Source organism: Pseudomonas sp. Sample_9 (genome assembly GCF_004307535.1).
GTDB lineage: Bacteria > Pseudomonadota > Gammaproteobacteria > Pseudomonadales > Pseudomonadaceae > Aquipseudomonas > Aquipseudomonas mercuritolerans.
Window position 1 is genome coordinate 11,341 of sequence record NZ_RAZO01000370.1, and the last position, 17,771, is coordinate 29,111.

The following is a 17,771-nucleotide window of genomic DNA, read 5'->3' on the forward strand; positions in this document are numbered from 1 at the left end:
TGAGACCGTCATGGGCCGATCAAGCTCGGTTGTCGCAGAAAATGAAAAGCCTCCGTTCAGGGAGGCCTTCAGGTATCAGAGATCAAAATCGTAGTCGGCCAATTGTCTTTGCAATCGGCGCTCCTCAAGCAGGTTGTCGATTGTGCGACGCTTGCTGAGGTTGGTTTTAGCCACTTCCACCACCGGCTCCGCGTCATCGGCATCAGCGACAATAAAATCTTCTTCCACATCCAGTTGTTCTTTATCGGTACTCATGAAGTCGACTCCCGGCTAAGACTGCCTTTGGCGCTCCTTATATCGACATTAGTGCGGCGGGTAAAAAAGATTTTTTCAATCGATGGATACGGAAAACTGATGATGGCTCAATCGTCAGAAGTTTTGTGTTTGTATTCGCACAAATCTTCGATGCGGCAGCTGCCGCAGCGCGGTTTGCGTGCCAGGCACACATAACGGCCGTGCAGAATCAACCAGTGGTGTGAGTCGAGCAGGAATTCTTTCGGTACAAACTTCATCAATTTCATTTCAACTTCCACCACATTTTTCCCCGGCGCGATGCCGGTGCGATTGCTGACGCGGAAGATGTGCGTGTCGACCGCCATGGTCAATTGCCGGAAAGCGGTATTTAGCACCACATTGGCAGTCTTGCGCCCGACGCCGGGCAGGGCTTCGAGTTCTTCGCGGGTTTGCGGCACTTCCCCGCCATGGCGTTCAACCAGCAAGCGACAGGTTTCAATGACGTTCTTCGCCTTGCTGTTGTACAGGCCGATGGTCTTGATGTACTCGGACAGGCCTTCGACCCCCAGCGCGTGAATAGCGGCGGGCGTATTGGCGACGGGGAAGAGTTTGGCGGTGGCCTTGTTGACGCCGACATCGGTGGACTGCGCTGAAAGAATCACCGCAATCAGCAGCTCGAATGGCGAAGAGTAGGCCAGCTCGGTTTTCGGCTCGGGATTGTCTTCGTGCAGTCGGCGAAATATCTCAAGACGTTTTGCAGCATTCATGGGCGATGCGTTTCCTTGATGACAGAGTGGCGGCGTGTCCACGCCTGACGTGCGGCGAGAAGCACGCCCGTTAAAACAAAAGTGCCGGGGACCAGCGTAAACAGATGCAATCCCTCGGGGAAGACAACCAGACCTTGCCAAGACGCCGACAGCCCTCGGCCAAGGGAGCCATGGCCAAGGATTTCACGCAGCCCGCCGATCAACAGCATGAGCGCGGCGAACAGGGTGCAGCGTTTGAAAATGGCAGCGATGGGCTCGCGAAAGAGGCCACTGTATTCAAGAGCGACGCACTGCAAGGCAAGCAGCCCTATATAGAGCGCAGACGCCTGCTGCCATGGCAAAAACCAGCGTTGCGCCACAATATCCGCGCAACTGGTCAACGTCGCAGCAAGTGTCAGGCTGGCGAGCAACGTACGGGTGCCCGTCAGCCGGTCGCGCAGCGGTGACATGCAGATGGCAAAAGCGCCAAGTACCGCGCCGAGCATCAAGGTTATCCCCAGTGCAGCGCTCAACGTTTGTGTGGCGCCCAGTAGCGGCACCAGCATCAATAAACTCACCGTGCGTCTCATTGGCCATTCCCCAGCAGCAGCGCCCGATGCTCATCGAAATAACGCAGTGCGTCATGAATCGCGTTGACGGCGGCACGGGAGGTTATGGTCGCGCCAGCGATTTGATCGAACTGCCCCTGATCCTTTTTCAGCGCCCAACCGGCATCTGTCGGCTCTGTACGGGATTTGCCGATGAAGGCCTGAAGCCAGGAGTTCGGCCATTCTCCGATGTCACCACCCAATCCTGGCGTTTCGCGCTGCTCAAGGGTTTTCACGCCGAGGAGTTTGCCATTTGCATCAATGGCAATCAGCAGTTCCAGTGCTCCTGCGTAACCTTCGCTGCGACTGCGCAACAGCACCGCGACTGTCTGTCCGGAGCGGGTCGCTCGATAGCCGCCCGACAGCGTGCTATGGCGCAAAACAGGCTCGGCGAGCTTCGTCAGCGGTTGTTCCAGCGGCTGATTGTCGTAGTACCCCGAAGGAAGCACATCAAGCAATTTGCGGCTGTCGAGCAAACGCTGCTCGCTGGCAATCTGCGGTGCACTGCTGCGCTGCAGCACGTATGTTGCGCTCACGCCAGCGAGTGCCAGCAGCACGACCGTCACGACGCTCGCCGAGCGGTTCACGCGTTCACCTTCAACTGGTGGCTGGCGGCGAAGCGCTCCAGCGTCGGCACCAGCAGATTCATCAGCAATACCGCAAACGCGACGCCGTCCGGGTAACCACCCCAAGTGCGAATCAGATAGGTGAGCAAGCCGACGCCAATGCCGAACAGCAGGCGGGCGAGGGCGCTTTTCGCGCCGGACACCGGTTCTGTCACGATAAAAAATGCACCGAGCATGGTCGCGCCGCTGAGCAGATGAAACAGCGGCGAACCATGGGAATCGGACCCCGATCCGTTCCAGCACAACAGGCTGATGAGGAACAGACTGGCGAGCATCCCCACCGGTGCGTGCCAGGAAAAGATCCGCCGCTGCAACAGCCACAGACCGCCGAGCAGAAACGCCAGATTCACCCATTCCACACCGCGCCCGCCGAAGCGGCCGAAGGCCGGGTTGCTGGCGAACAGCTCATCGATGGTCAGGCTTTTATTGATGTGCAGACTGTCCAGTGCCGTGGCCTGCGCCCAGGCGTCCGGTGCTGGAGTCGGGTTGAAAACCTGATGCAACGCCGAGAGGAAATCGAGGCCATGACCGGGCCAATGCGTCATCGCTTGCGGAAACAGCACCATGCTCAGGGCAAAGCCAAGCATCGCCGGGTTGAACGGATTTCTGCCGACGCCGCCATACAGGTGCTTGCCGAACAACAAGCCTGAAGCGGTCGCCGTGACCGTCAGCCACCAAGGGCAATAAGCCGGCAGCGCAACGGCCAGCAACATTGCACTGACCAGCGCGCTGCCATCACGCAGTGCCGCTTGCACCGCTTGCCGACGCAAATGGGCGACCCCGGCTTCGACGAGCAAAGCACTGGCAACCGCCAACAGCAGATTGATCAACACGCCCCAGCCATACAGCCAGAACAAAGCGAGCAGACCCGGCACAGCGGCCAGCAGCACGGTATTCATCGCCTGTTGCAGGCGATCGTCCGCTGCCTCAAGGGGTGGCATGGTCTTGCACCTGGCGCTCGGCGTCAGTCACGGCTTGCTCCAGTGCTGCGATCTGCTCCGGCGCAGCCTCCGCTGCCTGGGCTTTTTTCAGCCCGGCGCGGCGCATGGCCAACTGAATCTTGGCTCGCTTCAGTTCGGCGTCGTTGGTCGGTGCGGGAACGGCGGGAATTGCCGGTTGGCTGCTTTCCAGATTCGCCAGCGCTTGCTCGGCGGCTTCGAATTGTTGCTGCAGGACGATCAGTTGCGACTGCTGTTCGAACGTCGGCGGATGGCCGAAAGCTTTCAGCGATTTATGCAACTGAGCCCGACTCATCGCCACATCGACCTTGGCCTTCTTCAGCGCCGCATCGGCGTTAGCGGCTTTTTGTGCGCGCACCCGCTCAAGTGCAGCCTGCACCGGATCGGCGGTCGAGACTTGCGGTTGTGCCGCACGCGCGGCTCGCGCTTCACGTTCGGCCTGCTTTTGCTGTTCTTCATGCAGCAAGCGCTGGTTGCGGCGCTCGAAACGCTGGCGCGCGTGGTCACGTTTGATCGCGCGGGCGCGCTGTTCTTCGAGATCAAATGCGAGACCGCCAACCACTGGGATCGTGTTCGCAGGCAAAGGATGCATTTCGATGCAGTCGACCGGGCACGGCGCAACGCACAGATCACAACCGGTGCACTCGTCGATCAGCACCGTGTGCATGAGTTTTGCCGCGCCGACGATGGCGTCGACCGGGCAGGCCTGAATGCACTTGGTGCAGCCGATGCATTCGGCCTCGCGGATGAAGGCGACTTGCGGCGGTGCCGGGCCACGGCTGATGTCCAGTTCCAGGACCGGTATTTTCAACAGCTCGGCCAGCGCAGCGATGGTTTCTTCGCCGCCCGGCGGGCACTTGTTGATCGGCTCGCCGTCAACAATGCCTTGCGCATAGGGTTTGCATCCGGGATGGCCGCACTTGCCGCATTGGGTCTGCGGCAGCAGGGCATCGATGCGTTGAAGCAGACTCATGTTTTGATCAATCCACTGAATCCGAGAAAAATCACTGCGATCAGTCCGGCGCTGATCAGATCGATCGGCAGGCCGCGAAAGGGCAGGGGAATATCGTTGTCGGCCGTGCGCTCGCGCAGGTCGCAGAACACATTCAACACCTGCCAGAAACCCAGCCCGGCGCCGAGACTCAATGCTGTCGCGTGCAGCAGGCCTTGATCATTTTGCGCATTGATCAACGCCAGCCCGAGTACGCCGGCATTGCCGAGCAGCAGCGGCCACAATCCGTCGAACGGCCAATCTGGCAGTCCGCGCGCCAGCAGTTTCAGCAGCGGCGCGATCAACAACACACTCAACGGCAGAAACACGAACAGGCGCAACGCTTCAAGCTGCAACGGTACCAATAGCCAATGCCAGATCGCCTGTCCGATGACGCCGACAATCACCATCAGGCATAACGTCGCCAATCCCAGCGCATGCACCTGACGTCGGCTACCCGCCAGCAGCGGAGCGACGCCCAGCGGCCAGTGCAACACCAAGTTGTTGAGCAGCGCAGCACTGATCAGCGTTAACACGAGTTCGGTCATGGTTCTGCCAGCGAAACGGGCGGGTGTCTCTTAAGGGTAGGCACTATCGGGCCAGATATGAAAAATCCCACCGGCATGCAGCGCACGTCGGTGGGATCGTTTTACGGCAACGTCTTACTTGATGCGCTGACCTGGCTTGGCGCCGCTGTCCGGGCTGAGCAGGTAGATCTCTTCACCGCCGGGACCTGCCGCCATCACCATGCCTTCGGAAATACCGAACTTCATTTTCCGTGGCTTGAGGTTGGCGATCATCATGGTCAGGCGACCGTCGAGCTTGGACGGGTCCGGGTAGGCGCTCTTGATCCCGGAGAACACGTTGCGTTGCTCGTCACCGATGTCGAGGGTCAGGCGCAGCAGCTTGTCGGCGCCTTCGACGTGTTCGGCCTTGACGATCAGAGCGACGCGCAAATCGATGGCAGCAAAGGCGTCGAAATCGATTTCCGGCGACAGCGGATCCTTGGCCAGTTCGCCGTTGCCCACAGCTGCGGCAGCGCCGGTGTCGGTCTGGCTGGCGGTCAGGTCTTCCTTGGAGGCGTCGGTCATGGCTTGCACTTTTACCGGGTCGATGCGGGTCATCAACGGTTTGAATTCGTTGAGCTGGTGGTTGGCCAGCAAGGTGGTGTGGTCATTCCAGGTCAGCGGCGCGACGTTGAGGAACGCCTCGGCATCGGCGGCCAGCAGCGGCAGCACCGGTTTGAGGAAGATCACCAACTGGCGGAACAGGTTGATGCCGGTGGCGCAGATCGCCTGGACTTCATCCTGCTTGCCTTCCTGCTTGTTCAGCGACCACGGCGCCTTGTCGGCGATCCACGCGTTGGCGCGGTCAGCCAGGGCCATGATTTCACGCATGGCGCGGGCAAAATCGCGGGCCTCGTAGGCGTCGGCAATGCTTGGCGCGGCGGCGAGGAAGGCCTCGGTCAGCTCCGGCGCGGCATTGTTGTCGACCAGCAGGCCGCCGTTGCCCTTGTGGATAAAACCGGCGCAACGGCTGGCGATGTTGACCACTTTGCCGACCAGGTCGGAGTTGACCTTCTGCACGAAGTCTTCGAGGTTCAGATCGAGGTCATCGACGCCACGGCCCAGCTTGGCTGCGTAGTAATAGCGCAGGTATTCCGGCGACAGATGATCCAGATAAGTGCGGGCCTTGATGAAGGTGCCGCGCGACTTGGACATTTTCTGACCATTGACGGTCAGGTAGCCGTGCACGTTGATGCCGGTCGGCTTGCGGTAGCCGGCGCCTTCGAGCATGGCTGGCCAGAACAGCGCGTGGAAATTGACGATGTCCTTGCCGATGAAGTGGTACAGCTCGGCAGTCGAATCCTTGCCCCAGAACGCGTCGAAGTCCAGCTCCGGCGTGCGGTTGCAGAGGTTCTTGAAGCTGGCCATGTAACCGATCGGCGCATCCAGCCACACGTAGAAATACTTGCCCGGTTCGCCCGGAATCTCGAAGCCGAAATACGGCGCATCGCGGGAAATGTCCCACTGCTGCAGGCCGGCGTCCAGCCATTCGGCGATCTTGTTGGCCACGGCGTCCTGCAGGGTGCCGCTTCGGGTCCAGGCCTGCAGCATGTCCTGGAAATCCGGCAGCTTGAAGAAGAAGTGCTGGGAATCCTTGAGCACCGGGGTGGCGCCAGAGATTGCCGACTTCGGATCCTTCAGGTCAGTCGGGGCGTAGGTCGCGCCGCATTTTTCGCAGTTGTCGCCGTACTGGTCTTCGGTGCCGCATTTCGGGCAGGTGCCCTTGATGAAGCGGTCGGCCAGGAACATTTTCTTTTCCGGGTCGAAATACTGGGTGATCGAGCGCTGGGCGATGTGCCCGGCGTCACGCAGCTTGAGGTAGATCTGGCTCGACAGCTCACGGTTTTCTTCGGCGTGAGTGGAGTGGAAATTGTCGAAATCGACGAGGAAGTCGGCAAAGTCGGCGCTGTGTTCAGCCTGCACGTTGGCGATCAGTTGTTCCGGGGTGATGCCTTCCTTTTCCGCGCGCAGCATGATCGCCGAACCGTGGGCGTCGTCGGCGCAGACATAAATGCATTGGTTGCCGCGATGCTTCTGGAAGCGCACCCACATATCGGTCTGGATGTACTCCAGCATGTGGCCAAGGTGGATCGAACCGTTGGCGTAGGGCAGGGCGCTGGTGACGAGGATCTTGCGTGGCTCGGACATGGGGCTTCGCTACTTGATGAAACGGAGGTCGGCCACTATAAAGCGCTGGCGCATATTTTTCACCCCTGCGCCACCGGGTACTTTGAGAGCTCGTGTGGTGAGGGGATTTATCCCCGCTGGGTGGCGAAGCCGCCCCAAAACCGCAAACTTCGATGCATCAGACAGTCCGAGTGCAATGGCTTTACGACTGCTGCGCAGCCGAACGGGGATAAATCCCCTCACCACAGTGGATTTTCAGCTCAAGTAATCTGTTCGCCTCAAATCGGTGTCCAGCGTACGATACCCGCCATCCTTTCCAGTCTTGTTATCGGAGTTGCCCATGAGCGCCGTCACTCGCGCAGCGGTGGAAGCCGTCCTCAGCCAATACACCGACCCTTACCTGAACCAGGACCCGGTCAGCGCCGGTTGCGTGAAAAACATCGAGATCATCGGTGACCGCGTCAATGTGCAGCTGGAAATCGGCTACGCCGCCGGCCTGTTCAAGAGCGGTTGGGCGCAAATGCTGCAACTGGCTATCGAAAACCTCGAAGGTGTCACTGCGGCTAAAGTCGAGATCACCAGCGTGATCGCCGCGCACAAGGCCCAGGCGCAGATTCCCGGGCTGGCCAATGTCAAGAACGTCGTCGCCGTTGCTTCCGGCAAGGGCGGCGTGGGCAAATCCACTACCGCTGCCAACCTCGCGCTGGCGCTGGCCCGTGAAGGCGCCAAAGTCGGCATCCTCGACGCCGATATCTACGGCCCGAGCCAGGGCATCATGTTCGGCATTCCCGAGCGCACCCGGCCCGAGGTCAAGGATCAGAAATGGTTCGTGCCGCTCAAGGCCCACGGCGTGGAAGTCATGTCGATGGCGTTCCTGACCGACGACAACACGCCGATGGTCTGGCGCGGGCCGATGGTTTCCGGGGCGCTGCTGCAACTGGTCACGCAAACTGCCTGGGGCGATCTGGATTATCTGGTCATCGACATGCCGCCAGGCACTGGCGACATCCAGCTGACCCTGGCGCAGAAAGTCCCGGTGGCCGGTGCGGTGATCGTCACTACGCCGCAGGACCTGGCATTGCTCGACGCACGCAAAGGCGTGGAAATGTTCCGCAAAGTCAACATTCCGGTGCTGGGCGTGGTGGAAAACATGGCCGTGCACATCTGCTCGAACTGCGGGCATGCCGAGCATCTGTTCGGTGAAGGCGGCGGCGAGAAACTGGCGACCCAGTACGGCGTCGAACTGCTGGCCTCACTGCCGCTGTCGATGCTGATCCGCGAACAGGCCGATGGCGGCAAGCCAACCGTCATCGCCGAGCCGGACAGCCAGATTGCCATGGTCTATCAGGAGCTGGCCCGTCACGTCGGCGCGCGGATCGTGTTGCAGGAAGCCGCCACACCGGCGATGCCGAACATCACCATCAGCGACGATTGATCCATCAGCAGCGCTGAAAAACCTGTGGGAGCGAGCCTGCTCGCGAAAGCGGTAGATCAGACAACCAATGGGTTGAATGACACACCGCATTCGCGAGCAGGCTCGCTCCCACATTTGTTTCAGGGTGACAGTCAGATGCGCAACCCGCCATCCATCTCCAGAATCCGCCCGGTGTAGTAGTCGTTTTCGAAGATATACGCCGCCGAATGGGCGATTTCTTCCGGCTTGCCCATGCGCTTGAGCGGAATGCCCGACGTCATCTTCTCCAGCGCTTCCGGCTTCATGCCCAAAGTCATTTCGGTTTCGATGAAGCCCGGCGCAATGCCCGCGACGCGAATGCCGTAACGCGCCAGTTCCTTCGCCCAGGTTACGGTCGCTGCCGCTACGCCAGCCTTGGCGGCGGAATAGTTGGTCTGGCCGACGTTGCCCGCACGGGAGATCGAGGAAATATTGATGATCGCGCCGCTGTTCTTCAGCTCGACCATCTTCGCCGCGACTTCTCGGGTGCAAAGAAACACGCCGGTCAGGTTGACGTCGATCACCGCCTGCCACTGCGCCAGGCTCATCTTGGTCATCTCGCCGTCGTTGACCTTCAGCAGCAGACCATCGCGCAGGATCCCGGCGTTGTTGATCAGGCCGTGGATGGCGCCGAAGTCTTCGGCCACTTGCGCGACCATGTGCTCGACCTGTTCTTCACTGGCGACGTTGCACAGGTAGCTGCGCGCTTCGACACCCTTGGCTTTGCACGCAGCCACGGCGGCGTCGAGTTTTTCCTGATTCAGATCGACCAGGGCCAGTTTCGCGCCCTTGCCGGCGAAATACTCGGCCATGGAACGGCCCAAACCCTGGCAACCGCCAGTGATAATGATTACTTTGTCGTTGAGTTGCATTCGCATGTCCCGCTGGCAGGTCTGAGTTGTTTTTGTTGTCGGCAACGCTCGATCGGTACCGGTCAGGCCTGGTTGCACACGAACATTTGCCCGATGCGCGCCGGTTACTTTTCGCTGCGCGCCTGTCCGTTTTCTAGACGGAACCCATTTAAGGAGTCACAAATTGAGCGCTGAAGTGGCGAAGAATGCCCGAGAATTGCTTCTCAAGGAATACCGTGGAGTGCTGTCGACCCACTCCAAATCGATGCCGGGTTTTCCCTTTGGTTCGGTTGTGCCGTATTGCCTGGACGAGCAGGGCCGGCCGCTGATCCTGATCAGCCGCATCGCCCAGCACACGCATAACCTGCAGAAAGATCCGAAGTGTTCGATGCTGGTGGGCGAGCGCGAGGCCGACGACGTGCAGGCGGTCGGGCGGCTGACCTATCTGGCCCAAGCGCAGAAACTCGAAGACCCGGCAGCCATCGAGGCTGCCGCCGAACGCTATTACCGCTATTTCCCCGACTCGCAGAATTATCACAAGGCCCACGATTTCGATTTCTGGGTGCTCGATCCGGTGCGCCATCGCTACATCGGCGGCTTTGGTGCGATCCACTGGATCGACGATCTGACCTTGGCCAACCCGTTCGCCGGCAAGGCTGAAATCAGCATGGTCGAGCACATGAACAGCGATCACGCCAAGGCCATCGCCCATTACGTCGAGCTCGCCGGGCTGCCCAACAGCACGCCGGCGCAACTGGCCGGCATCGACAGCGAAGGCATGCACTTGCGCATCGGTCAGGCCGTCTACTGGTTGCCCTTCGCCACGCCATGTAATACGCCGACACAAGTGCGCGAGGCCTTGGTTTCTCTGGCTCACGCCCAGTCCTGGCCGAAAAAAGCGCAAAGTTAAGCTTGAATTCACGCAAGGGCGACGTCATCTAAGGCTTACTGCAAGGCATTTCTTGCGTTGAGGAAACTTTGATGCGCCCTTTTCTGTTGCTCTTTCTGCTGTTTCCAGTGCTGGAGCTGTTCGTATTCGTCAAAGTGGCAGGCTCTATCGGGTTCTTCCCGGCCCTGCTGCTGATCATTCTCGGCTCGATGTTCGGTGTGTTCGTGCTGCGCGTCGCCGGTCTGGCCACCGCATTGCGTGCCCGGGAAAGTCTGAATCGCGGCGAATTGCCCGCGCAGACCATGCTCGAAGGCCTGATGCTGGCGTTGGCCGGTGGCCTGTTGATCATTCCCGGCTTCATCAGTGACGTGGTCGGTCTGGTGATGCTGTTGCCGGTCACCCGGCGTCTGCTGGCGAACAAGATGCGCCAGCGCGCCGAAGACCAGGCCATGCGCCAGCGCGCCTTCGCCGACGACCTGCAACCCCGCGGCGGCCCGGCCCCGCGCGAGCCGCTCGGTCGAGAGCCGAATGTGATCGAAGGCGAGTTCGAACATCGCGACAACAAGTGACATCAGCATCGACACGGCACCTTCGGGTGCCGTGCTCGTTTATGGCGCTTTTTTGCTGTGTGGCGATGAAAATTTTTTTCCATCAGCCCTTGTAATCGGCTTGTGCGCCCCTATGTATCGGTCACCGAAAGGTTTCCGGTATTCAAACCGGACAGACTTGCGCGGTTCGCTCGACGGACCGCAACCGGCGCAGGCCGGATTCGTTAAACCCGCCGGGACTACACCGGCCGATGAAAACCACAATTAGGAGAGATCGACAATGAAGCTTCGTCCTCTGCATGACCGCGTCGTCATCCGTCGCAGCGAAGAAGAAAAGAAAACCGCTGGCGGTATCGTCCTGCCAGGTTCGGCTGCTGAAAAAGCCAACCACGGTGTGATTCTCGCTGTAGGCCCGGGCAAAGCTCTGGAAAACGGTGAAGTGCGTGCACTGTCCGTGAAGGAAGGCGACAAGGTTGTGTTCGGTCCGTACTCCGGCAGCAACACTGTGAAAGTCGATGGCGAAGACCTGCTGGTAATGAGCGAGAACGAAATCCTCGCGGTTATCGAAGGCTGATATCCCCGTTCATTTTCCCGCTACTACAAAGTATTTAAGGAATATCGATCATGGCTGCTAAAGAAGTTAAGTTCGGCGATGCCGCCCGCTCCAAGATGCTCAAAGGCGTCAACGTTCTGGCTGACGCGGTAAAAGCGACCCTGGGCCCGAAAGGCCGTAACGTGATCCTCGAGAAGAGCTTCGGCGCTCCGACCATCACCAAGGACGGCGTTTCCGTCGCCAAAGAGATCGAACTCGAAGATCGCTTCGAAAACATGGGCGCGCAGCTGGTCAAAGACGTTGCCTCCCGTGCCAACGATGACGCTGGTGACGGTACTACCACCGCTACCGTTCTGGCTCAGTCGATCGTCAACGAAGGCCTGAAAGCCGTCGCTGCCGGCATGAACCCGATGGACCTCAAGCGCGGCATCGACAAGGCGACCATCGCCATTGTCAAAGAGCTCAAAGCCCTGTCCAAGCCATGCGCTGATTTCAAAGCCATCGCTCAGGTCGGCACCATCTCGGCCAACTCCGACAACTCCATCGGCGACATCATTGCCGAAGCCATGGAAAAAGTCGGTAAAGAAGGCGTGATCACCGTTGAAGAAGGCTCGGGCCTGGAAAACGAACTGTCGGTTGTAGAAGGCATGCAGTTCGACCGTGGCTACCTGTCGCCATACTTCGTCAACAAGCCGGACACCATGGTTGCCGAGCTCGACGGCCCGCTGATCCTGCTGGTCGACAAGAAGATCTCGAACATCCGCGAAATGCTGCCAGTGCTGGAAGCCGTTGCCAAAGCCGGCCGTCCACTGCTGATCGTGGCCGAAGACGTTGAAGGCGAAGCCCTGGCGACTCTGGTTGTGAACAACATGCGTGGCATCGTCAAAGTCGCTGCCGTCAAGGCACCGGGCTTCGGCGACCGTCGCAAGGCCATGCTGCAGGACATCGCCGTTCTGACCGGCGGTACCGTTATCTCCGAAGAAATCGGTCTGAGCCTGGAAAGCACCACCCTGGAGCACCTGGGTAACGCCAAGCGCGTCACCCTGTCCAAGGAAAACACCATCATCGTTGACGGTGCTGGCGTGCAGGCAGACATCGAAGGCCGTATCGCTCAGATCCGCGCCCAGGTTGCCGAAACTTCCTCGGACTACGACCGTGAAAAACTGCAAGAGCGTCTGGCCAAGCTGTCCGGCGGCGTTGCAGTGATCAAGGTTGGCGCTGGTTCCGAAGTTGAAATGAAAGAGAAGAAAGCCCGCGTTGAAGACGCCCTGCACGCAACCCGCGCAGCCGTTGAAGAAGGCGTGGTACCTGGCGGTGGCGTGGCGCTGATCCGTGCTCTGGAAGCACTGACCGAGCTGACCGGCGACAACGCTGACCAGAACGTCGGTATCGCTGTGCTGCGTCGCGCTGTTGAAGCGCCGCTGCGTCAGATCGCTGCCAACTCCGGTGACGAGCCAAGCGTTGTCGTCAACGAAGTGAAGAACGGCAAAGGTAACTTCGGTTACAACGCTGCTTCCGGCGAATACGGCGACATGATCGAAATGGGCATCCTGGACCCAACCAAGGTAACCCGTTCGGCTCTGCAAGCTGCAGCCTCCATCGGCGGTCTGATCCTGACCACCGAAGCAGCTGTTGCCGACGCACCGAAGAAAGAAGGTGCAGCTGGCGGCGGTATGCCAGACATGGGCGGCATGGGTGGCATGGGCGGCATGATGTAAGCCAGCCCTGGCCCTGTAACGCAAAACCCCGCTGGCGAAAGTCGGCGGGGTTTTTTATTGCCCCAATTTCGAAGCTCACTGGTATCCCCTTGTGGGAGCGAGCCTGCTCGCGAAAGCGGTCTGTCATCCGACATGCAAGCCAGTTGAGCCGCCAATTCGCGAGCAGGCTCGCTCCCACAGGTTGTTTATTTCAGGCATTGATCGGCTGTGTGTTCATCGCCGTCGAAGTCTTGCCAGCCGGGCGATACAGCACCCAGTAATAAGCCCCCAGACAGATCAGCCAGCAGAAAATCGCCGTCCACACGTTGTGCGAAAAGAAGTGCGCGCCCTGCATCATGCGGCTGATCGAGAACACCGAGCCCAGCGCAAAGGCAAACACAAATGCCTGCCGCGCCAGTCGCGGGCGGCGGTCGCGCAACACGAAGAACAAAGCAAACAACGTAAACCCGGTCGCCGCATGGCCACCCGGCCAGCAACGTCCCGGTTTGTCGGTGGCGGGACGATGCTCCATCAGTTTGCTGTAGGTCTCGTGACCGCCGAATTGCTCCAGGCTCCACGGGCATTGCACGGCAGTGACGGCTTTGACCGGAGTGACAAACGAAGTCGCCAGCCCCAGCGACAGCACCAGGCAGCCCAGTTCGCGCTTGAACGGTTTCAGTCTTTCGATGAAAAACGCGCCGATGAAACCGAGGATGGCAAACACCGAGAAGCCGATCACCAGCTGTTTCGCCCGGTCATGCAGGATGTCTTCAAGAAAATAGCTGTGCCGCCCGATGAAGTCCCCGGCCACCGGGTCGTAGAACATCTGCGCCAGAACCATGTCCAGATCGGTCAGTTCGAGCAACAGCAGAATGATCGCCGCCGCTGCGGGAATGCCCAGACACAACCACCAGTTCAGCGGTCTTGAAGCGGGAAGGGCAGAGGTCGACACCATGGCAGGTTCCTTGGTCGATGAAGAGAGAGTGAAGGAGCAATCGCGCGGAGTCTGCGCGCGCTGGCGTCGGCGATTTGTTAACCGAAAGTGAAAAAAACGTCGCAGCGCGCGCAGTGCAGGTTTATCGAAAAACGCCCCTAGCCCTGAGCCACACTTGGCCGTAAGCTGCGCGGGCCAAGACGGCCGTTACCCCGTTCGGAGGAGATGTCCATGCGAATTCTGCTGGTCGAAGACAACCGTGACATCCTGGCCAATCTGGCCGATTACCTGGGCATGAAAGGCTATACCGTCGATTGCGCACAAGACGGCCTGTCCGGTCTGCATCTGGCGGCGACCGAGCATTACGACCTGATCGTGCTCGACATCATGCTGCCCGGCATCGACGGCTACACCTTGTGCAAACGCCTGCGTGAAGATGCCCGGCGCGACACGCCGGTGATCATGCTCACCGCCCGCGATCAACTCGACGACCGGCTGCAGGGCTTCAAGTCCGGCGCCGACGACTACCTGATCAAACCGTTCGCTCTGTCCGAACTGGCGGCGCGCGTCGAAGCGGTCATGCGCCGTGCTCAGGGCGGCGGTCGCCGGGCATTGCAGGTCGGCGACCTGAGCTACGACCTCGACACTCTCGAAGTGACCCGCGAAGGCAAGTTGCTCAAGCTCAACCCGGTCGGCCTCAAGCTGCTCGCAGTGCTGATGCAGAAGAGCCCGCACGTGCTGCGTCGGGAGATTCTCGAAGAAGCGCTGTGGGGCGATGACTGCCCGGACAGCGACAGCCTGCGCAGCCATGTTCACCAATTGCGCCAGGTGATCGACAAGCCATTCGCCAAGCCACTGCTGCACACCGTGCACGGTGTCGGTTATCGCTTGGCCGAGGGGCGAGATGGAGTTTAAGCAGAGTCTTTCCCAGCGGATCATCATCGCCTTTGCACTGATGAGTGCGCTGGTGGCTGGCGCCTTCGCCATGGGCATCGTCGCGACGGTGCACCTGGTGGAAGAGAAACTGATTTCTGCGGGGCTGGGCGGCGACCTGCAACGTCTGCTGCTGATGGACAACGTCTCCGACTGGAGCCACCGGCCCGAGCCGGATCAGCTGTTCTATTTCAGCGGCGGGCCGGGGGATTTCGACCTGCCCAAGGATCTGCGTCACCTCGATGCAGGTTTCCATGAGGTATTCCGCGAGCAGCTGTCCTATCACGCCATGGTCGAGGTGGTAGATGGCCGGCGCTACGTGCTGCTGCAGGACCAAAGCGATTTCGAAGAGCGCGAGCGCGTGCTGTTTGCTGTGGTGCTGGTCGGCTTCGTGCTCAGTCTGGCGCTGGCGGTGTTCCTTGGCTGGGTGCTCGCCCGCAAAGTGATGGCGCCGGTGGTGCGCCTGGCGCGGCAGGTCCGTCATCGCGACCAGTTGCTCGGCCTGGCGCCACCCTTGGCGCCGGATTACGCAGCGGATGAAGTCGGTGAGCTGGCGGTGGCATTCGATGCCACGCTGGGGCGCTTGCGTCAGGCGCTGACCCGTGAACGCCTGTTCACCAGTGACGTCAGCCATGAGTTGCGCACGCCACTGATGGTCCTCGCCAGTTCCTGCGAACTGTTGCTGGAAAACCCCGGTATCGATCAGCGCGGTCGCGCGCAGGTCGAGCGCATTGCCCGGGCCAGCGAAGAGATGCGCGAACTGGTACAGACTTTCCTGATGCTGGCACGCACACAGAACGAAGAAGCCGCGGCGGCGCCGCAGCAGAATCTCACGCAAGTCGCCGAAAGCCTGTTGTGCCTGTGGCGTGAGCCGATCGAGCGCAAGGGCCTGACGCTGATGTTCGAGCCGGGCAACCCACCGGACACTCGCTACAACGCGACCTTGCTGAACGCGGTCATGGGCAATCTTCTGCGTAACGCGCTGCACTACACCGAACAGGGCTTCATTCGCCTGACCCTCACCGCCAACGGTTTTGTTGTCGAGGATTCGGGCGTGGGCATTCCCGAAGAAAAACGCGAGGCGATGTTCGAGCCCTTTGTACGCGGCAGCGAGAAACGTGGCGAAGGTCTCGGCCTGGGCTTGTCGCTGGTGCAACGCATCTGTGAAAACCAGGGATGGACGGTGAGCCTGAGCACGATGGAGCCCAATGGCTGCCGATTCGAGGTGGATCTTGGCGTGAATGCCGGCAAATAGTGGCTCGAGGCTACTCCCGTACAGCTGTCTGAATCCTGTATAACGTTGTAATAATTTGCGGATTTACCTGACAGAATTTTCACAATTGGATGACCTGACGCTGACAGGTCGCTGCTTAAGGTGGCGTCATCAGAACTCAGGAGTCCAGTTGATGGCCGGCCCGATCAAGCTCGATTTTTCCGAAAAGTACGACGACCAACACGCACAACGATATCTGCGCAAGCATCAGGAAAGCCTTGGTCGCCGCCTGTCGCACTGGCGCGACGAGCAAGTGGGTCGCAAGGCCCTGGCGCTCGCGGGTGACCCCGGACTGGTGCTGGATCTGCCATGTGGTGCCGGGCGTTTCTGGCCAATGCTTGCGGAAAAGCCCAACCGGGTAATCATCGGTGCGGACAATTCCGAATCGATGATCAAGACCGCGTTGCGAGGGCAACCGGCCGAAGTGGTCAAGCGCGTGCAACCACTGCACACCTCGGCATTCGACATCGCTCTGCCGGATAACTCGGTCGACAGCATCTTTTGCATGCGTCTGCTGCACCACATCGGCGAGGCCGAGCACCGCCGGGTGATCCTGCGCGAGTTCGAGCGGGTGAGCCGTGACAGTGTGATTGTTTCGTTGTGGGTCGACGGCAATTTCAAGGCCTGGAAGCGCAAGCGCGCCGAGCGGGAACGGCCGAGCCATGACTATCAGAATCGTTTTCTGATTCCGGCGGCGACGATCGAGAAAGAATTCGAACAGGCGGGTTTCCGCATTCAGGAACAACTGGACTTCATACCGCTCTATGCGATGTGGCGAGTTTACGTATTACGCAAGAGGTAGAGGATGGCAGTGCAAGCAGCGGTTGAAGCGAATGTCGCTCCCCAGGATCGTTTCGATCATTACTGGAACCAGCGCGGCGAATGGGTTGAAGAGCCCAATGTGCGCCGTGGTGGCGAAAGCGGGGTGCAGCGCATCGTCGACCGTGACGGTCAGCTGTTGTACGCCAAGCGCCAGACCGGGCACATCTATCGCAGCTGGCTTCACCCGTTCGGACGCCCCACCGTATTGCGTGAGCTCGACGCGCTGACCGGCGTGAGCAAGCTCGGTGTCCGCGTACCGCAAATCGTTTTCTGCGGCGCCCAGCCCGATCCTCAGCACAAGTGGCGCGCATTGCTGGTGACGAAGTCGCTGGACGGCTTCCAGGAACTGGAGCACTGGCTGGCCGCCGTCGGTGGTCGCGATCAATGTGACAACGTGGTTTACGAGCGAGTCCTCAAGGACCTCGCCGAAAACCTGGCGCGCATGCACAAGGGCCGCTGGCAACACAGCTGCATCTACATCAAGCATGTTTTCGTCCGGGTGACCGGTGAAGGCGAAGCGGCGCAGGTTGAAGTGGCGCTGATCGATCTGGAGAAGTGCCGCCAGCGTCTGACCGCCTATCGCGCCGCCCGGCATGACATGAAGCAACTGCGTCGCCATTCGTCGTTCCGCGATGCCGACTGGAAAAAACTCGTCTACTTTTATGAGACGGCGTTTGGCAGCGCTATCAAAGGTTTATAGCGATGAAACTCGAAATTGCACGAGGTTTGTTCCTGGTTGGGGCCTTGGCAGTTGCTTCACTGGCGGTGGCTGCCTGGGAGCAGCCGCGCATGCAGGTCATAGGAGCGTCCGGGAACGACGCTCATTGTTCGGTTCCACGGGTGGCGAAAGCCTCCGTGGCGACCCAGCCCGATCATGATTTGCTGTTGTTCATGTTCGGACTGTCTCAGGGAATGAGGCCAGCCAGTTGAAACGATTGAAGCCCAAATAAAAGGCCTCGCA

General features: G+C 59.9%; 20 protein-coding genes and 1 pseudogene. 11 read left to right on the top strand and 10 right to left on the bottom strand.

Going from position 1 to position 17,771, the window contains the following annotated elements; translation table 11 throughout:
• Positions 1–75: 75 nt before the first annotated feature.
• The 8 genes from D6877_RS21285 to metG all read right to left on the bottom strand — a co-directional run bounded on the left by D6877_RS21285 (position 76) and on the right by metG (position 6,878).
• Positions 76–255: a hypothetical protein gene (locus D6877_RS21285; RefSeq protein ID WP_130912026.1), complete on the bottom strand. Its 180-nt coding sequence runs from the start codon at positions 253–255 to the stop codon at positions 76–78.
• 107 nt (positions 256–362) lie between these two features.
• Positions 363–1,001 carry an endonuclease III gene (gene nth / locus D6877_RS21290; protein ID WP_016773410.1) on the bottom strand — a complete coding sequence of 213 codons (639 nt, stop codon included), beginning with the start codon at positions 999–1,001 and terminating at the stop codon, positions 363–365.
• Positions 998–1,558: an Rnf-Nqr domain containing protein gene (locus D6877_RS21295; RefSeq protein WP_347233425.1), complete on the bottom strand. Its 561-nt coding sequence runs from the start codon at positions 1,556–1,558 to the stop codon at positions 998–1,000. The genes nth and D6877_RS21295 overlap by 4 nt, the downstream gene beginning before the upstream one ends.
• Positions 1,559–1,566: 8 nt before the next feature.
• Positions 1,567–2,175 (bottom strand): RnfABCDGE type electron transport complex subunit G, encoded by a 609-nt coding sequence (locus tag D6877_RS21300; RefSeq protein WP_130912028.1) that lies wholly within the window; start codon positions 2,173–2,175, stop codon positions 1,567–1,569.
• A complete protein-coding gene (locus tag D6877_RS21305) occupies positions 2,172–3,155 on the bottom strand; it encodes an RnfABCDGE type electron transport complex subunit D (RefSeq protein WP_130912029.1) in 984 nt (327 codons plus the stop codon). Before D6877_RS21305 ends, D6877_RS21300 begins: the two co-directional genes overlap by 4 nt.
• Complete coding sequence (gene rsxB, locus D6877_RS21310) at positions 3,142–4,146, bottom strand: electron transport complex subunit RsxB (protein ID WP_130912030.1); 1,005 nt, start codon at positions 4,144–4,146, stop codon at positions 3,142–3,144. The genes D6877_RS21305 and rsxB overlap by 14 nt, the downstream gene beginning before the upstream one ends.
• Positions 4,143–4,712, bottom strand: coding sequence for an Rnf-Nqr domain containing protein (locus D6877_RS21315; protein WP_130912031.1), 570 nt, complete (start codon positions 4,710–4,712; stop codon positions 4,143–4,145). Before D6877_RS21315 ends, rsxB begins: the two co-directional genes overlap by 4 nt.
• A gap of 114 nt (positions 4,713–4,826) precedes the next feature.
• Complete coding sequence (gene metG / locus D6877_RS21320; RefSeq protein WP_130912032.1) at positions 4,827–6,878, bottom strand: methionine--tRNA ligase; 2,052 nt, start codon at positions 6,876–6,878, stop codon at positions 4,827–4,829.
• 319 nt (positions 6,879–7,197) lie between these two features.
• On the opposite strand from metG, the gene apbC reads away from it, so the two are divergent.
• Both apbC and D6877_RS30040 read left to right on the top strand, forming a co-directional pair.
• Complete coding sequence (gene apbC, locus D6877_RS21325; protein ID WP_130912033.1) at positions 7,198–8,292, top strand: iron-sulfur cluster carrier protein ApbC; 1,095 nt, start codon at positions 7,198–7,200, stop codon at positions 8,290–8,292.
• A 3-nt stretch (positions 8,293–8,295) separates the two neighbouring features.
• Positions 8,296–8,403 (top strand): annotated as a pseudogene (locus tag D6877_RS30040) (metal ABC transporter ATP-binding protein); the annotation flags it as partial.
• Between the two features lie 20 nt (positions 8,404–8,423).
• Here the strand turns inward: D6877_RS30040 and D6877_RS21335 are convergent.
• Positions 8,424–9,182 carry an SDR family oxidoreductase gene (locus tag D6877_RS21335; protein ID WP_130912034.1) on the bottom strand — a complete coding sequence of 253 codons (759 nt, stop codon included), beginning with the start codon at positions 9,180–9,182 and terminating at the stop codon, positions 8,424–8,426.
• Between the two features lie 163 nt (positions 9,183–9,345).
• Between D6877_RS21335 and D6877_RS21340 the strand changes: the two genes are divergently transcribed.
• The 4 genes from D6877_RS21340 to groL all read left to right on the top strand — a co-directional run bounded on the left by D6877_RS21340 (position 9,346) and on the right by groL (position 12,869).
• The gene (locus D6877_RS21340) at positions 9,346–10,071 is read left to right on the top strand and encodes a HugZ family protein (RefSeq protein WP_130912035.1); all 726 of its coding nucleotides are present in this window, start codon (positions 9,346–9,348) and stop codon (positions 10,069–10,071) included.
• A 71-nt stretch (positions 10,072–10,142) separates the two neighbouring features.
• Positions 10,143–10,619, top strand: coding sequence for an FxsA family protein (locus D6877_RS21345; RefSeq protein WP_016773418.1), 477 nt, complete (start codon positions 10,143–10,145; stop codon positions 10,617–10,619).
• A gap of 259 nt (positions 10,620–10,878) precedes the next feature.
• On the top strand, positions 10,879–11,172 hold the full coding sequence (locus D6877_RS21350) for a co-chaperone GroES (RefSeq protein ID WP_007916610.1): 294 nt from the start codon (positions 10,879–10,881) through the stop codon (positions 11,170–11,172).
• Between the two features lie 50 nt (positions 11,173–11,222).
• Positions 11,223–12,869, top strand: a complete 1,647-nt coding sequence (groL, locus tag D6877_RS21355; RefSeq protein ID WP_064365078.1) for a chaperonin GroEL — start codon at positions 11,223–11,225, stop codon at positions 12,867–12,869.
• Positions 12,870–13,059: 190 nt separating this feature from the next.
• On the opposite strand, the gene D6877_RS21360 is transcribed toward groL, so the two are convergent.
• Complete coding sequence (locus tag D6877_RS21360) at positions 13,060–13,803, bottom strand: phosphatase PAP2 family protein (protein WP_024014149.1); 744 nt, start codon at positions 13,801–13,803, stop codon at positions 13,060–13,062.
• Positions 13,804–14,013: 210 nt separating this feature from the next.
• Between D6877_RS21360 and colR the strand changes: the two genes are divergently transcribed.
• From colR to D6877_RS21385, 5 genes are all read left to right on the top strand, one after another.
• Entirely contained in the window at positions 14,014–14,697 is a 684-nt protein-coding gene (colR, locus tag D6877_RS21365) for a two-component system response regulator ColR (RefSeq protein WP_016773421.1), read from the top strand.
• Positions 14,687–15,970: a HAMP domain-containing sensor histidine kinase gene (locus tag D6877_RS21370; protein ID WP_130912036.1), complete on the top strand. Its 1,284-nt coding sequence runs from the start codon at positions 14,687–14,689 to the stop codon at positions 15,968–15,970. Before colR ends, D6877_RS21370 begins: the two co-directional genes overlap by 11 nt.
• A 151-nt stretch (positions 15,971–16,121) precedes the next feature.
• Positions 16,122–16,790 (top strand): class I SAM-dependent methyltransferase, encoded by a 669-nt coding sequence (locus tag D6877_RS21375; RefSeq protein ID WP_130912037.1) that lies wholly within the window; start codon positions 16,122–16,124, stop codon positions 16,788–16,790.
• Between the two features lie 3 nt (positions 16,791–16,793).
• Positions 16,794–17,510, top strand: a complete 717-nt coding sequence (locus D6877_RS21380) for a lipopolysaccharide kinase InaA family protein (RefSeq protein ID WP_130912038.1) — start codon at positions 16,794–16,796, stop codon at positions 17,508–17,510.
• Positions 17,511–17,512: 2 nt separating this feature from the next.
• Positions 17,513–17,740 carry a hypothetical protein gene (locus D6877_RS21385; protein ID WP_016773424.1) on the top strand — a complete coding sequence of 76 codons (228 nt, stop codon included), beginning with the start codon at positions 17,513–17,515 and terminating at the stop codon, positions 17,738–17,740.
• Positions 17,741–17,771: the final 31 nt, after the last annotated feature.